A 15,876-nucleotide genomic window follows, 5' to 3' on the forward strand; every position below is an offset into this window, starting at 1 on the left:
TCTTCAGCTCCTTATATTTACACATTCATATTTTTCGCCTTATGTCCATACAATCCCATTTTATCTGCTCCCCATAAAACTGCTAAAATGGCGATAATCAATATTATATAGCCTTTTGCGCCATTGGTAAAAGATATGAGTATTGCGCTTAGCCCTAAGAATAGACTTACACCATACATGACAAAAACAGCTTGTTTTTGTGTAAGACCCAATGCTAAAAGCCTGTGGTGCAGATGTCCTTTATCTGCCTCCATGATAGGCTTTTTATTTGCTATACGCCTTATTATCGCAAATGTAGTATCAAATACAGGAACTCCTAAAGCCAAAATCGGCACAGCAATAGCTATTGCTGCAGCAGATTTGACAGCGCCCTCAATAGATACTGCCGATAAAATAAAGCCTAAAAACATGGCACCTGTATCGCCCATAAATATCTTTGCAGGATTAAAATTGTACGGTAAGAATCCCAGTGCAGCACCTGTTACAGCAGCAGTAATAACCGCTGTTTCGTACCTACCGTTTAACAGTGATACTACAAATAGGGAACCAGACGATATTGATGCAATTCCTGCAGCAAGTCCATCAAGCCCGTCAATAAGATTCATAGCATTCGTAATGCCTACTATCCAGAATATACTTAGGGGTATTGCAAAAACCCCTATATTTATCATTCCATCTCCAAATGGATTCGTTAACCATTCAATCTTAACACCGCTTAAAACGACCACCAATGATGCCAAAAGCTGTCCCAAAAGTTTTACTTTCGCCTTTAATTCAAATTTATCGTCAAATATTCCAAGTACAACTATAATTGTACTTCCTGCAATTATTCCAAAATTAGTCTGAGATTTTGGCAGAAATAAAAGTATGCTAAGAATAGTGCCAAGGTAAATGGCTAATCCACCGATAAGTGGTACTGGCTTCTTATGAACACGCCTTTTATCCTTTGGTATATCAATGGCTCCAATTTTGTAAGCCAATTTCTTTGCCGCCGGTGTAGCTATAAGTGCAACCACAAAAGCCACAACAAACGACAAGATGTATATTCCCATTTTAACACTCCCCTGAATGTTTATACATACTTATATAATATGCCACAATCGACCTTATTGTCAACTACATCTTATCTATCTATTTTTACTACTTCAATAGTGGCTTCTTTAAAATACTCAAAAGATAGCTTATCAGGGTAATCCCCTTCATAAACTACCCTTTTTATTCCTGCATTTATAATCATCTTAGCACACATAGAGCAAGGACTTGCACTTACATAAATTGTAGCATCTTTAGTGCTGACACCATTTAATGCTGCCTGTATTATGGCATTTTGCTCAGCGTGGGTCCCCCTGCACAGCTCATGTCTTTCACCTGATGGTATGTTTAGGTTTTCTCTCATGCAGCCAACTTCTTCACAGTGTTTAAGGCCAGTAGGTGCACCATTGTATCCTGTCGATATGATATGCTTGTCCTTGACGATGACGGCACCTACCTGCCTTCTCAAGCAGGTAGAACGGGTCTTTACGACATCCACCACCATCATAAAATACTCATCCCACGACGGTCTCATCTTTTATTCCTCTCAAATTTCATTTAATATTTTGCAATACCAACGCTCACACAAAATTTAAATCTATTATGCCGTCAACTCAAAATGTTCATTGCGCTAACGCCGCCAATGCGTCATCCATGACGTTGGCGGCTGCTGATTTGTCCTAAATCAGCTACGCTGCATTTCACATTTTTCGTTGGGCATACTGACGATTTAAATTAATATGTTCGCTTTTGGTATTGTATCAAACACTTAATTATAACTGTCCCAACCATTGTATCAATCAAGTTACTTCGTTCCGAAAAGCCTGTCCCCTGCGTCGCCAAGGCCCGGTACTATATAACCGTGCTCATTTAACTTTTCGTCGATGCAAGCAACATAAATAGGTATATCGGGATGATCCTTGTGAACTGCTTCTATTCCTTCTGGTGCTGCAATCAGATTAACAAGTTTTATGCTTTGTGCGCCTCTCTCTTTCAAAAAGTGTATAGCAGCACATGCAGAACCGCCTGTTGCAAGCATAGGATCAACAACTATTAAATCTCTCTCATTTATATCTGATGGCAGTTTGCAATAGTATTCTACAGGTTTCAATGTCTCAGGATCCCTGTAAAGGCCTATATGTCCTACCTTTGCTGCTGGTATAAGCTTCATCATACCATCTACCATTCCAAGTCCAGCCCTTAAGATAGGCACTATACCTAGCTTTTTACCAGCGATGACTTTAGTCTTCGCCACAGCAATAGGAGTCTTTACTTCTATCTCTTCAAGCGGAAGATCTCTTGTTACTTCATATGCCATAAGCATAGATATCTCTTCCACAAGCTCTCTGAACTCTTTTGAGCCAGTATTCTCATCTCTTATCAAGCTGATTTTGTGCTGTATAAGTGGGTGATCTAGAACATAAACATTTTTATACATTTACTTACCTCCTATGTTATTTTGAATACTTTTTTTCAATTTCTGTAATCTTATCAAGTCTTTTCTGATGTCTTCCACCTTGAAATTCCGCATTAAGCCATTCATCAACCAAAATGGCTGCAAGACCTGGTCCTACAACTCTTCCCCCCATGCATAGCACATTTGCATTATTGTGCTCTTTTGAGTACCTTGCTGAAAATGCATCAGATACGTTAGCTGCCCTGATTCCTGGTACCTTATTGGCAGCAATTGAAATGCCTACACCAGTTCCACAAAGAAGTATACCTTTTTCAAACTGACCACTGGCTACTGCCTCCGCTACTTTTAATGCAAAGTCAGGATAATCTACTGATTCCTCGCTAAATGTGCCAAAATCTTTGTATTCAATTCCTTTCTCATCTAAGTGCTTCTTAATAGCTTCTTTAAGCTCATATCCACCGTGATCAGAACCTATTGCAATCATTAAAATGCTCCTTTCTACAATTTTTCAATTATGCGCATGATAGATGTATATATTTCTTCAGCCGTTTTCTTGTATACATCTTTTCCGCGGCCAAATGGGTCATCTATGTCACCTTTAAGATCTGCAAATTCGTTTAACGTAAAAATCTTGTCTGCAAATTCAGGATACTTTGTAATAAGAGATTCTCTCTGCATGTCAGTCATAGCAAACACAAAATCAGCATTTTCCAAATATTCTCTTTTGATGCTGCGAGATTTGTGATTTGATATGTCTATATTGTATTCCTCTTTTAAAACCTGGATTGCTTCATCTGTAGCAGGCAATCCATCATAAGTCATAATTCCTGCAGACTCTGCTACATGTTCTGTGCCTTTTTCTTTAGCAATGTGGTTGAATATTCCTTCCGCCATGCTGCTTCTACACGTATTTCCAGTACAGACAAATAATACCTTCATATTAACTATTTGCTCCTTATGCAATGATTTCCTTATATCCTGCAGCTTTTTCAAGCCTGTTCATTATGGCAAGTCCAATTCCACTATAGTCAAATCCCTCGGCGTATACTATGTCAACACCTTTTTTGTCGAATTCCCTTAGGCAGTTAAACAGATTTTTCGCTATAGTCTCAGGTCTTTCTCTGTCTCCAACTACCAAAACTACCCCATTTCGATATTTTTCGCATGTTTGCTCTGTTGCCATTATACCAACTTTTTTACCATTATTCAATTGAAATTCTGTCAACTCTTGTATTTTTTTTATAACATCCCCTAGATTTCCCTTGACTATGAAAACCTCCGCATCAGGAGAATAGTGTTTATACTTCATGCCAGGAGCTTTTGGCCTTAGATCTTTTGCAGGTTTTTTATATACTATGGGGTCCACCTCAACAGAACCTATGGCATTCATTATCATCTCTTTCGTTATTCCACCTGGCCTTAATATGATTGGAATCTCTCCCGTCATATCTACAACAGTAGACTCCACACCAACATCGCAGCTTCCACCATCTATTATCATATCAACACTACCATAAAGGTCATTTATAACATGTGAAGCATCAGTTGGGCTTGGTTTTCCAGACAGATTGGCGCTTGGAGCCGATACTGGTATGCCAGCCCTTTTTATTAGAGTATGTGCTATAGTATTTGATGGCATTCTTATTGCTACGGTATCCATCCCAGCAGTATTTATTGGCGGAACGATATCAGATTTCTCAAATATCATAGTAAGGGGCCCTGGCCAGAATAACTCCATCATCTTTAAAGCATTATCAGGTACATTTTTTGCATATTTAAAAAGGTCCTGAAACTCTGCAATATGCAAAATAAGTGGATTGTCTTGCGGTCTTCCTTTGGCGATAAAAATTTTTGCAACTGCATCTGGATTCAGCGAATTTGCTCCAATGCCGTAAACCGTCTCTGTAGGAAAAGCCACAAGACCTCCACTTATAAGTATATTTGCAGCTTCGTCTATCAATCCTATATCAGGATTTTCCCTATCAAGCTTTACTATCTTTGTCATTTGTCACTACCTCTCAATCTACATTATCATAAAACTCTAGTAATTATTATACCACTAATGATTCCGGCAATCATTCCAAAAACAGAAATCCTTCCTCTATATAAATCTCGCGATTCAGGTATCATTTCGCCGCATGTAACATAAAGCATAGCTCCTCCTGCTATTCCTAAATTAAGCGCTATAAAAAAAGGAGACACTTCTCCCATGTAAACGCCTGCAATAGTGCCCAAGCCTGTCGGTATACCGGCTAAAATAGCATAAAGCATATTTTTAAAAGGCGTAACACCTCCAATAGATAAAGGTGTAGACATAGCAATCCCTTCAGGTATGTCATGTAAGGCAATAACCAGTGCAATACTTAATCCAAATGAGCTTGATGACATGAATCCTGAACCAACAGCTAGCCCTTCAGGAAAATTGTGTATGGCTATGGCAAAACCCATGATTATTCCTTCTTTTAAATAATTATTTCTCTTGCCCTTCTCCGGCAGGATATCTTCGAAAAATACAACAATCAACACTCCCGCTATAAGTCCCAGCATACCTACATTTAGCCCAGCGATTTCAAATGCATGTGGAAGCAAATCAAAAGTTACCACAGATAGCATAATCCCACCTGCGAAGCCCAGTATCGTACTTAAAAATCTATTTGTAGGCTTTCTATAAAGATATGTAATTGCACCCCCAGCGCCTGTACCTATTATGCCGATAAAAAAACCCATCAACACAATATGAAAATTACTCACAATATCACCTCATCTCTTAAAATTTATTCAACAATTTAATTTAATATGATATAAGGCAAAATAAAATCTACCCGAATGGTAGGAGGTCCATCCGGGTAGAATAGCGTCCTCAATGAGGACAGCTGGGGGGCAATATTCATAATTTCATAATGTGAATTAATAAAGTGTTTTTATTATTATAAATGAGAAACCAAATATGGGTCAAGTTAAAAATGTTTAATAATTTAAAAAAATATATAAGTTATCTAAATAGCAAGATTGTATTATTTGTTATTCATTTCACATAAAAATATTTCAATTTAAAGTTGAAAATCAGAAAAATAAAAAGGCCTGATATACAAGCCTTACTGCATGCTTTCAAGTCTTTCAGCTTGGTCCTCAGCCAAAAGTGCATCAATTATCTCATCTAAATCGCCGTCAAGTACCATCTGCAATTTATAAAGAGTAAGTCCAATTCTGTGGTCTGTAACTCTGCCTTGAGGGAAATTATACGTTCTGATTCTTTCGCTTCTATCGCCTGTGCCTACCTGCAGCTTTCTCGTCATAGAAATTTCTTTTTCTTTTTCTTCCCGTGCCATCTCATAAAGCTTAGCCCTGAGTATCTTCATTGCCCTTTCCCTGTTTTGAAGCTGTGACCTTTCATCCTGACATGATATGACAATACCTGTTGGAATGTGGGTAAGCCTTACTGCAGAGTCAGTAGTATTGACACTTTGACCGCCATGACCTCCGGACCTAAATACATCTATCTTTATGTCATTAGGATTTATCTCGATATCTACATCTTCTACTTCCGGCAGCACTGCGACAGTAGCCGTTGATGTGTGAATCCTTCCACCTGCTTCTGTGGTAGGAATCCTCTGTACGCGATGAACACCACTTTCAAATTTAAGCCTGCTATATGCACCTTTTCCTGCAATATTTAATATTACTTCTTTAAATCCTCCAAGCTCTGTAGCATTTGAACTCATTATCTCGTACTTCCAATGCTTTTTCTCAGCGTACATTGTGTACATTCTAAAAAGATCATACGCAAAAAGTGCTGCTTCTTCGCCACCAGCTCCTGCCCTTATTTCCATTATAACGTCTTTCTCATCATTAGGATCTTTAGGAAGCAGTAAAAGCTTTATCTCATTTAACAACTTATTTTCTCTCTCTTCAAGGCTTTTAAGCTCTTCCTGAGCCATATCTTTAAGATCATCATCAAGCTCAATTATCTCTTTTGTAGATTTTATATCATCCAAGACTTTTTTATACTCACGATATTTTTGCACAATCTCCTCAAGACTGGCATGCTCTTTCGCCATCTTTTTCCATTCATCCATATCCTTCATTGACTCAGGATCGCTGAGTTTACGGCTAAGCTCTACGTATCTATCTTCAATTGTTTTAAGTTTATCTATCATCATCTCACCTCAAATGCTGATTATACCATATTAATTTAATTTTTAAAAGTATCAAAACAATCACAATCGCTTTCCCAAAACTACCCTATCGATTCCCTGCAAGTCCTTCACCACTTCAATATCGGAATAACCACCATCAACGAGAATATCTTTAACATCCCATGCTTGATCAAATCCCACTTCAAATGCTATAATGCCACCAAATTTTATATAATTTACTGAATCTTTCACAATCCTTCTGTAAAAGGTAAGCCCATCTTCGCCTCCATCAAGGGCAATTTTAGGTTCCCTTTTTACTTCCTCCTGCAATTCATTTATTTCATTACTTCTTATATAAGGTGGATTTGATACAATTAAATCAAACCTTATACCATCTGGTATTGAAGAAAATAAATCGCTTTTTATAAAGATAACTTTATCAGATACACCATTTATATCAGCATTTTCTTTTGCAACTTCTAAAGCCCCATCGCTGATATCTACGGCATAGACTTTTACATCTTTGTACTTTGCTATGCTTACTGCAATGGCGCCACTTCCTGTCCCTATGTCTAAAACAGTGTCTCCACTTTTAAGTCTCTTTAAGACTTCCTCAACAAGTATTTCCGTATCATTTCGCGGTATCAAAACTGAAGGGCTTACATTAAATATAAGCCCCATAAAGTGCTTTTCCCCCACTATATACTGATACGGCATGCCACTTTTTCTCAAATCTAAAACTTCCATGTACTTATTAAAACTATCATCTGTTAATTCCTTATCCCTGTTTATCAGTAAATATTCCTTACTTGCTCCTAATGTAAACGATAAAAGAGCTTCTGACTCTATGCGGGGTTCTGCTATAGAGCCTTTTAAATATTTTGTGCCAAAATTTACAGCATCAAATATCTTCAAATGCCTTTCCTCCTTCATCTTCAAGGACGCTTTTTAAAGATGCAATTGCAACCTCCAACTGGCTGTCATCTGGCTCTTTCGTCGTGAGTTTCTGGAGAAGTAAACCAGGATATACTAATGCTGCAATAATTTTGTTGTCACTGTGTCCTGCTACCTTTATAACTTCATATGATATACCAGCAACAGCAGGTAGTAAAAGTATTCTAGATATTATCCTTATATAAAGTGTAGGCCACTTTAAAAATGAAAATACAATAATTGAAACTATCATAACTATAAACAAAAAGTTAGTGCCACATCTGGGATGAAGTGTCGTATACTTTCTGGCATTTTCGACAGTAAGTTCCTCTTCATGCTCAAAACAATGTATTGTCTTGTGCTCTGCACCGTGGTATTCAAAAACTCTTCTTATGTCTTCCATGTGGGATATAAGTACAAGATATGCAATAAATATGGCAACTCTCAATACACCTTCGAATAAATTTATCAAAAACGTATTTTCAGTATATCTCTTTAAAAATCCTGCAACATATGTTGGACCAATAAAAAATATGATTACAGATATGGCTAGCGATAAAGCCACAGAAAAATACATGATTACGTCATCAAGTTTATCGCCAAAAACCTTTTTTAAAAAAAGTTCAAACTTAGTTGGCTCTTCTTCACTTTCACCTTCTACTAATTCTGCAGAGTAAGTTAAGGTTTTGATTCCTATAATTAAAGAATCTATAAGTGCCACCGTACCTCTTATAAACGGTACAGATAAAATCTTGTATTTTCTTGTCAAAGGCTTTACCATGTCTTTTTTTACAATTATGTCATTTCCACATCTCACAGCCGTCGCAATGCTGTTATGACCTCTCATCATCACACCTTCTATTACTGCTTGACCGCCTATATCAGTTTTTTTCATCGCTACACCTCCTATAAGCAATAAATTATACTACGTACGAGGAACTTCATGACACTTCCTGCACCTTGCTTCGTATGATTCCTTCGCTCCAACCATTATTATGGGATCATCGTAATTTGCCGGTTTCCCATTTATAAGCCTCTGAGTGCGGGTAGCCGGATTGCCACACTTCATGCATATTGCGGTAAGCTTGTCAACAAATTCTGCAATAGCCATTAATTCTGGTGTTGGTCCAAAAGGCTCGCCGCGAAAATCCATATCAAGTCCGGCACAGATTACCCTCTTGCCGCTGTCTGCTATTTCCTTTACAATGTCAACTATTTCGTAATCTAAAAATTGAACTTCATCTATCGCAAATACATCCGTATCTTCTTCCGCATAAGTTAGTATTTCAGATGCCTTTACTATGGCTATAGCATGCATATTATCGCCATTATGTGAAACAACTTTATCTATGGAATACCTGTCATCTATGGCAGGTTTAAAGACTTGGACTTTTTGTTTAGCAATCTTAGCTCTTTTTATCCTTCGAATCAGTTCTTCGCTTTTTCCGCTGAACATTGGGCCTGTAATAACCTCTATGTATCCATGGTCTTTAGGACCGTAAATCATCAAAATCCACCTCTTAGACAAATAGTTTAAAACAACAAAAAGCTTATCATGGAAAGATATTATAAAAAACTATTATGGAAAGTTATCATGAAAAATTTATCATAAGCGAACGATTAATGGAGCTTTCGTAATATATCACGATGAATGTAGCGCAGTTTGGCGTATGAGCGAAAGCGAAAGCCGTCACAGCGCATAGACGGCGTTAGCCAAACAAGCGAAATGAATCGCTGATATATAGAAAACGAAATTTGTGAGCGTTGATAAATTTTTCATATTATGAATTTAATTTAGAATTTTAGTGTTTCCCCACGTTCCATACAATAAAAGGTTAGAGCAACAACTCTAACCAGTTTATTATTTTGCATCAATGTTATATTTTCTCTTAAATCTTTCCACTCTTCCACCTGTATCAACTAACTTTTGCTGTCCAGTAAATAGTGGATGACATTTTGAGCATATTTCAACTCTAAGTTCTTTCTTTGTAGAGCCTGTCACAAAAGTATTGCCACATGCGCATCTTACAACTGCATCATGATAATAAGTTGGATGTATTCCCTCTTTCATCGCCTTCACCTCTTTCAAACCGAAATTGCACTTAAATGATTATAACATACATAATTTATAATATCAAGATTTATAAAGTTGAGATCTTATGGCCTCTATAAACTCAGCATTTGTCCTTGTCCTCATAAGTCTATCGATTAATACTTCAGTCACTTCATTAGGTGCTATGCTGCTCATTGCCTTTCTAATCATCCACATAGCTTCCAGCTCTTTCTGTGAAAGTAGCAGCTCTTCTTTTCTTGTACCGGATTTGTATATATCAATTGCAGGGAATATACGCCTTTCCTGTAATTTTCTATCAAGATGAAGCTCCATATTACCTGTCCCTTTAAACTCTTCAAATATGACATCATCCATGCGGCTTCCTGTTTCAATAAGTGCAGTTGCAAGAATAGTCAAGCTCCCACCTTCTTCTATATTTCTTGCAGCGCCAAAAAATCTCTTAGGTGGATGAAGTGCTGATGGATCAAGGCCACCAGATAAAGTCCTGCCAGATGGTGGTGTAACCAGGTTATAAGCTCTTGCAAGCCTTGTTATACTGTCCATAAGAATCACAACATCTTTACCGTATTCTACAAGTCTTTTTGCATATTCCAATACCATCTCAGCCACTTTTGTATGATGCTCTGGAAGTTCATCAAAAGTAGAGTAAACAACTTCGCCTTTAATTGACCTTTTCATATCTGTAACTTCTTCTGGTCTTTCATCAATCAGAAGAACGATCAAGTGAACTTCGGGATGATTTATAGATATGCTATTGGCTATTTTCTTTAATAAGGTTGTCTTTCCGGCCTTTGGCGGAGCCACTATCATTCCTCTTTGGCCTTTGCCGATAGGCGCAATAATATCCACAAGCCTCATGGCAAGTTCTGTTGGAATCGTTTCAAGTTTTAATTTTTCGTCCGGGAAAATAGGTGTAAGCTCGTCGAACGGAATCCTCTTCTTTGCAAGATCTGGACTCTCGCCATTTATCGACTCCACATATAGAATTGCAGAATATTTTTCCCCTTCTCTTGGAATCCTTGTAATTCCTTTTACTTTATCACCGACTTTAAGCCCAAAACGCCTAATCTGTGATTGTGATATATAAATATCTTTATTGCCCTGTATAAAATTTTCAACTCTTAAAAATCCATATCCATCAGGCATTATATCAAGTACGCCTTCTGCGACGACGTCTCCCTGTGTCTCTATGAGTTCTTTTAAAGGCTCAGATACATCGCTTATAAGAGGAAGGCCTTCTTTAATAAATATGCTGTGGCCTTTCTTTGTCTCTTTTTCTTTATCTTCAACCCCTTTTTCTTTATCTAGAGCCTCTTTTTCCTCTTGTACGTCTTCTCCTCCTAAATCTTCAGCCACATTTTCTTCATCTTCAACGGCTTCATTTTCATGCTTAACTTTTAAAGCCTCATCAATGTCCTTTTTCGCTTCCTGAACAGTTTCTGTAATATTTTCTTTACTTCTAAGACGCATCCTTAGCTTTCTTCTAAGCTCTTCATAATCTGCATCCGACTTTTCCAGTTCTTCAACAGGTATGCTAATCTTCCCTAGAGTTTTTTTCTCTTCTTTTTTTTCTTCTAAATCACTTTTTTCATTCGCTTCATTTGTATCTTCTGGAGCGTCTTTGCTTTCTTCTTCTGAGGTATTATCACTTTTCGCCTCAGTACCACTCATCACATTTTCTTCAATATTTTCATCACTTTCATTATCTGATACTTCTGGCTCAATTTTTTTGTCAGCAACTTCTAAATTTGATGATTCGTCTTTCTCGTCTTGATGTTTTTCATCAGACGTTTCATCTAAATGTAAATCTTTGGCTTCATTTTCTTTATCAATTTTTTCGTCAAGCTCAATCTGTTTTGACTTTTCTACTATGAGCTCCTTTAACTCCTGCTTTCTGTACTTAGTAATGCTTTTAATCCCGTATCTTTTTGCTATTTCCCTAAGCTCTGCAAGGGATTTCCCTTCTAAATCATTAAAATCCAAAAAAAGGCACCTCCTGAATGCAATAATTATTTATATTTTAAAATGGGATTTTATTAAAAAATTTATAAACCAATATTTTTAATAAAAAGAATTTGTTTAAGATTGGTCTTAGAATACACGGTTTTAATATTTGTAAATGTTAATGATGTATTCCTGAGCCATTCAAACGTTACACACTATTTATATTTTATTATACATATTTAAAAAGTCAAGTAATATAGTGCAATTTTAATAATTTTTTAACATCTCACTTATATTATCGTCATACTTTATAAAATTATTCAACAGTTGTAGATTTTTTTCTTAAATTTTATAAAAGTATTTTTATAAATGATGAGATTTAATTCAGATAAAAAAAGTCAGAGGAAAAATCCCCTGACCCTGCTTTATTTCTTTGGAACTGTCTCCCAATCCTTTAAGAATCTCTCAATACCTATGTCTGTCAATGGATGTTTAATCATCTGCATGATTACTTTATATGGAACTGTTGCGATATGTGCTCCAACTTTTGCTGCTTCTAAAACATGCATTGGGTGCCTTATGCTTGCAGCGATTACCTCTGTTTCAATTCCATATATATCAAAAATTTGCACTATATCTGATACAAGTTGCAAACCATCAGTTGAGATGTCGTCAAGTCTTCCAACAAACGGGCTGACGTATGTAGCACCTGCTCGAGCTGCTAAAAGTGCCTGCGTTGCTGAGAATATAAGTGTGACATTTGTCTTTACGCCTTTTTCTGTAAGTATCTTAACAGCCTTTAGACCTTCTGCTGTCATAGGTATCTTTATTACGATATTCTTGTGTATTTTGGCAAGCTCTAAAGCTTCTTTTACCATTCCGTCATGATCTTCCGATACAACCTCTGCGCTTATAGGACCATCCACAATTGTTGTGATCTCTTTCACAACTTCTATGAAGTCTCTACCTTCTTTCGCTATAAGGGAAGGATTAGTTGTAACACCGCATATAACCCCAAGCTCATTTGCTTCTCTTATCTCATCAACATTGGCAGTGTCTATGAAAAACTTCATATTGCACATCTCCTTCATCACATATTCATCCCATAGGGGCAAAAAGAGTCCCTACTTTATCTAAAACTTAAGCTCTTCCTTCTGAGCCAAACATCCTCATCTTACTCTTTACAACTTCTTTCATTGCCTCTTTGCATGGACCTAAAATCTTTCTTGGATCGTAGACTTCTTCATCTTCTTTTAAAAGTTCTCTTAATCTTGCAGCAAAAGCTTGTCTTATGTCAGTATCTATGTTGATTTTATTTACGCCTAAACTTACGGCCTTTCTTATGTCAGCTTCAGGAACTCCCGATGCACCGTGAAGTACGATAGGCATCTTAAGCATCTCTTTTATCTTTTTAAGTCTATCAAAATCAAGTTTAGGCTCACCTTTGTAAGGACCATGAGCAGTACCTATAGATATAGCAAGGTAGTCAACACCTGTCTCTTTCGCAAATTTGTACGCTTCATCAGGATCCGTCATAGCAGCTTCTCTTTCATCAACAGTTACGTTGTCTTCTGTACCGCCAATTTTGCCTATCTCTGCCTCTACAGATACACCCATGCCGTGTGCAATAGTTACAACGTTTTTCGTCACTTCAATGTTTTTCTCAAGGGGTAACTTAGATGCGTCCATCATAACTGAAGTCCAGCCATTTCTCAAGCACTTCATGACGTTATTAAAATCTGTACCATGATCTAAATGCAATGCGATGGGAACTGATGCTTTAGTTGCCAGTGTTCTTACGATTGCAGAAATTGTCTCAATGCCAGCATATTTTAAACCGCCTTCACTAACCTGAATTATGGCAGGAGATTTCATCTCTTCTGCAGCCTCGACAATGGCTTGGGTTATCTCAAGATTGTTAGTATTAAAAGCACCAACTGCGTAGCCTTCTTCATTGGCCTTTTTTAATAATTCTATACCTGTTACTAACATCATAACACCTCCTTAATATATTTTAACCAAATAGCGTACATAAATCAAGAAAAAAAGGTACCATGAGGTACCTTTACACTGCCAATTTGTCACCTAAAATTTTATTTATATACTCCCTGATTTTAAAAATGTCAAAAGGCTTTTTAATGAACTTTTGTCCTTTAAAACACTCTTCAGGGTCATCCGCTGACATGAAAATGATTTCCATCTGTGGATACAACCGCTTTAGGCTTTTTGTAAATTCCAAAACATCGCACTTACCAATATGTATGTCAAAAATGCTTAAATCCGGCTGAAAATTTTCCAGTTTCTCATGGACTTTTTCGATTTCATTGCATGTCTTAGCATAGTGGCCTTCCATTGTAAAAATTTCTTTCAGCAGTGAACACACACCTTTGTTGTCATCTACAATCAAGATCCTCCCCAATTTTACACAAGCCCTCCCTCATTACTAACTTCTAAGGGCAATAAAACTAGCAATTCATTCAAACGCTTTCCCCTTGATTACATACACAAATATATATATTCTACATAAATCTAAATATTCCTTTTTTTATTTGAAAAAAATTACACAATTATGCGTAGTAAAACATAATATTTTTTTGAAAAAGGTTTAAAAATAAAACAAGGGCGATATTAATATTATTGATATTAATTTCGTCCTTGTTTTATAAATACGCTTAAACATTATTTTTATTTTATTTGTCAATATGTGTCATTATGAAATAGTCGACTTAATAGTTCCATTCTTGAGCTCCGTAAAATATTGAACTAAGCCATTGTAAATGCCCTGCGCAATTTTCCATTGAAAATTATCATCTGTCAAAAGCTGAGCGTCTGTAGGGCTTGTGACAAATCCTGTTTCTACCAAAACTGCTACCATCTTAGTCTGATTTAAAACTACCAATTTAGGTCTTTCAGATAAACCTCTATCTGTGGTATTTATTTCTTTCATCAAATTATCGTGTATGATTTGCGCAAATGTCTTTTCATCTCTCGTATCGCCATTATATCCATTCGGGTAGTAGAGGACTGTCGTTCCGTTTGCAGATGGTGAATCAAAGGCATCGCAGTGAATACTTACAAATGCATCTGCACCTGCATTATTCGCTTGATCTGGCCTATCATAAAGTCCTACGTACGTATCAGTAGTCCTAGATATCATCGTCCGAAATCCGCCATTGTCTAAAAGCGTCTTTAACTTTAATCCAATAGCAAGAGCTATGTTTGCTTCATGTATCCCGCCAACACCAATAGCTCCTGGATCAGAACCTCCATGACCGGGATCAATATAGATTAAAGGTCCGTTATTAGAGCTGGAACTATTATTCCCAATGTTAAATGATATATCAAATTCTTTTTTATCTTGTGATTGCGTAATTGTATATGGCAGACTGGTAGTCATGCTTACAACAAGCCTTGTGATAGCTGGCTGAAGCTGGTTCTGTCCAATATAAGCCATATTAAGTCCACCTTGATTTATGGAGATCTGCTTATTAGTAACTGCATTTATAGCATTGCTAAAGTCAAAATAGAGTCTTACACCAGAGCTATCATTTATCGTACCCTGCTTGTACGTCAATGGACCATCTGCTTTTACAGTTATTGTGTACTTGCCATTTGCATAAGAAGAACTGAAATCCGTAATATTGACATTACTGGATGTGGGAGGAACCGTCACCTTTGATGTAACTTGTATAAGGTATTTATCTCCTATCCACTTTACATCATAGCCTAAGCTTTCAAATAAAAATCGCATAGGAACATAAGATGTATTATTGTTTATAAGCCTTGCAGGTGCTGGAAGCTGAACCTTATTGCCATCTACAGTCGCATAATTTTTCCCTATAAAAAATTTGAAAACTTTCCCTTTCGTAACAGTTATAGTCTGGGTCGATCCATCCCAGTTAACGCTGGCACCTAATCCCTGCCCAATTGATCTTAATGGCACAATTGTATTTCCATCCAATATAAGCGGTGGATTATTACCTGTATCAAATTTATTCCCATCGATAGTTATAGTGATATCTGGTACATTGTAATTTACTACTTTGCCATCTACAACGATATTTCCGCTGTACGCATAAGAAGTAGCATGAAGTGCTAAAATAAAAAGCAAAATAGATAGAATTGCAACGGCTTTCCTCAATTCTCTACCCCCTTTCATCACAAATTTTATTATTTATAAACATATTTACATGATAGCTTAATTTTATTACAGACAAGTTACAAAAACATTACAATTTATTAACTTCTCATGACAAGCTTCATTTTTAAGCTTTTGGCTCATCCTTAATAGACATTTTTTTACATCATATTACAAAAAAAATACCTGTCTCCAGGTATTT

Annotated in this window: 17 protein-coding genes; all 17 read right to left on the minus strand. The window is 36.7% G+C overall.

Features of this window, described 5'->3' with window-relative positions:
- Positions 1-17: 17 nt before the first annotated feature.
- Positions 18-1,052, minus strand: coding sequence for an MraY family glycosyltransferase (locus tag TTHE_RS12550; RefSeq protein ID WP_013298940.1), 1,035 nt, complete (start codon positions 1,050-1,052; stop codon positions 18-20).
- Positions 1,053-1,123: 71 nt separating this feature from the next.
- Positions 1,124-1,567 carry a deoxycytidylate deaminase gene (locus TTHE_RS12555; RefSeq protein ID WP_013298941.1) on the minus strand — a complete coding sequence of 148 codons (444 nt, stop codon included), beginning with the start codon at positions 1,565-1,567 and terminating at the stop codon, positions 1,124-1,126.
- Between the two features lie 270 nt (positions 1,568-1,837).
- Entirely contained in the window at positions 1,838-2,470 is a 633-nt protein-coding gene (upp, locus tag TTHE_RS12560) for a uracil phosphoribosyltransferase (protein ID WP_013298942.1), read from the minus strand.
- A 16-nt stretch (positions 2,471-2,486) separates the two neighbouring features.
- Positions 2,487-2,933, minus strand: a complete 447-nt coding sequence (gene rpiB / locus TTHE_RS12565) for a ribose 5-phosphate isomerase B (protein WP_013298943.1) — start codon at positions 2,931-2,933, stop codon at positions 2,487-2,489.
- A gap of 14 nt (positions 2,934-2,947) precedes the next feature.
- Positions 2,948-3,388: a low molecular weight protein arginine phosphatase gene (locus TTHE_RS12570; RefSeq protein WP_013298944.1), complete on the minus strand. Its 441-nt coding sequence runs from the start codon at positions 3,386-3,388 to the stop codon at positions 2,948-2,950.
- Positions 3,389-3,404: 16 nt separating this feature from the next.
- Complete coding sequence (locus TTHE_RS12575) at positions 3,405-4,454, minus strand: L-threonylcarbamoyladenylate synthase (RefSeq protein WP_013298945.1); 1,050 nt, start codon at positions 4,452-4,454, stop codon at positions 3,405-3,407.
- A gap of 26 nt (positions 4,455-4,480) precedes the next feature.
- Positions 4,481-5,200, minus strand: coding sequence for a ZIP family metal transporter (locus tag TTHE_RS12580; RefSeq protein WP_013298946.1), 720 nt, complete (start codon positions 5,198-5,200; stop codon positions 4,481-4,483).
- A gap of 344 nt (positions 5,201-5,544) precedes the next feature.
- Positions 5,545-6,606: a peptide chain release factor 1 gene (gene prfA / locus TTHE_RS12585; protein WP_013298947.1), complete on the minus strand. Its 1,062-nt coding sequence runs from the start codon at positions 6,604-6,606 to the stop codon at positions 5,545-5,547.
- 60 nt (positions 6,607-6,666) lie between these two features.
- Positions 6,667-7,500: a peptide chain release factor N(5)-glutamine methyltransferase gene (gene prmC / locus TTHE_RS12590; protein ID WP_013298948.1), complete on the minus strand. Its 834-nt coding sequence runs from the start codon at positions 7,498-7,500 to the stop codon at positions 6,667-6,669.
- Positions 7,487-8,413: a DUF1385 domain-containing protein gene (locus tag TTHE_RS12595; RefSeq protein WP_013298949.1), complete on the minus strand. Its 927-nt coding sequence runs from the start codon at positions 8,411-8,413 to the stop codon at positions 7,487-7,489. The genes prmC and TTHE_RS12595 overlap by 14 nt, the downstream gene beginning before the upstream one ends.
- Before the next feature lie 30 nt (positions 8,414-8,443).
- Entirely contained in the window at positions 8,444-9,025 is a 582-nt protein-coding gene (locus tag TTHE_RS12600) for a thymidine kinase (protein ID WP_013298950.1), read from the minus strand.
- A gap of 354 nt (positions 9,026-9,379) precedes the next feature.
- Entirely contained in the window at positions 9,380-9,589 is a 210-nt protein-coding gene (gene rpmE / locus TTHE_RS12605) for a 50S ribosomal protein L31 (RefSeq protein WP_013298951.1), read from the minus strand.
- A gap of 63 nt (positions 9,590-9,652) precedes the next feature.
- A complete protein-coding gene (gene rho, locus TTHE_RS12610) occupies positions 9,653-11,575 on the minus strand; it encodes a transcription termination factor Rho (protein WP_013298952.1) in 1,923 nt (640 codons plus the stop codon).
- Between the two features lie 386 nt (positions 11,576-11,961).
- Positions 11,962-12,609, minus strand: coding sequence for a fructose-6-phosphate aldolase (gene fsa, locus TTHE_RS12615; RefSeq protein ID WP_013298953.1), 648 nt, complete (start codon positions 12,607-12,609; stop codon positions 11,962-11,964).
- 67 nt (positions 12,610-12,676) lie between these two features.
- Positions 12,677-13,528: a class II fructose-1,6-bisphosphate aldolase gene (locus TTHE_RS12620; RefSeq protein ID WP_013298954.1), complete on the minus strand. Its 852-nt coding sequence runs from the start codon at positions 13,526-13,528 to the stop codon at positions 12,677-12,679.
- Positions 13,529-13,601: 73 nt separating this feature from the next.
- The gene (locus TTHE_RS12625) at positions 13,602-13,955 is read right to left on the minus strand and encodes a response regulator (RefSeq protein WP_013298955.1); all 354 of its coding nucleotides are present in this window, start codon (positions 13,953-13,955) and stop codon (positions 13,602-13,604) included.
- Between the two features lie 291 nt (positions 13,956-14,246).
- Positions 14,247-15,677 carry an N-acetylmuramoyl-L-alanine amidase gene (locus tag TTHE_RS12630; protein ID WP_013298956.1) on the minus strand — a complete coding sequence of 477 codons (1,431 nt, stop codon included), beginning with the start codon at positions 15,675-15,677 and terminating at the stop codon, positions 14,247-14,249.
- Between the last annotated feature and the right edge of the window lie 199 nt (positions 15,678-15,876).

The sequence above is a fragment of the Thermoanaerobacterium thermosaccharolyticum DSM 571 genome, from assembly GCF_000145615.1.
Taxonomy (GTDB): domain Bacteria; phylum Bacillota; class Thermoanaerobacteria; order Thermoanaerobacterales; family Thermoanaerobacteraceae; genus Thermoanaerobacterium; species Thermoanaerobacterium thermosaccharolyticum.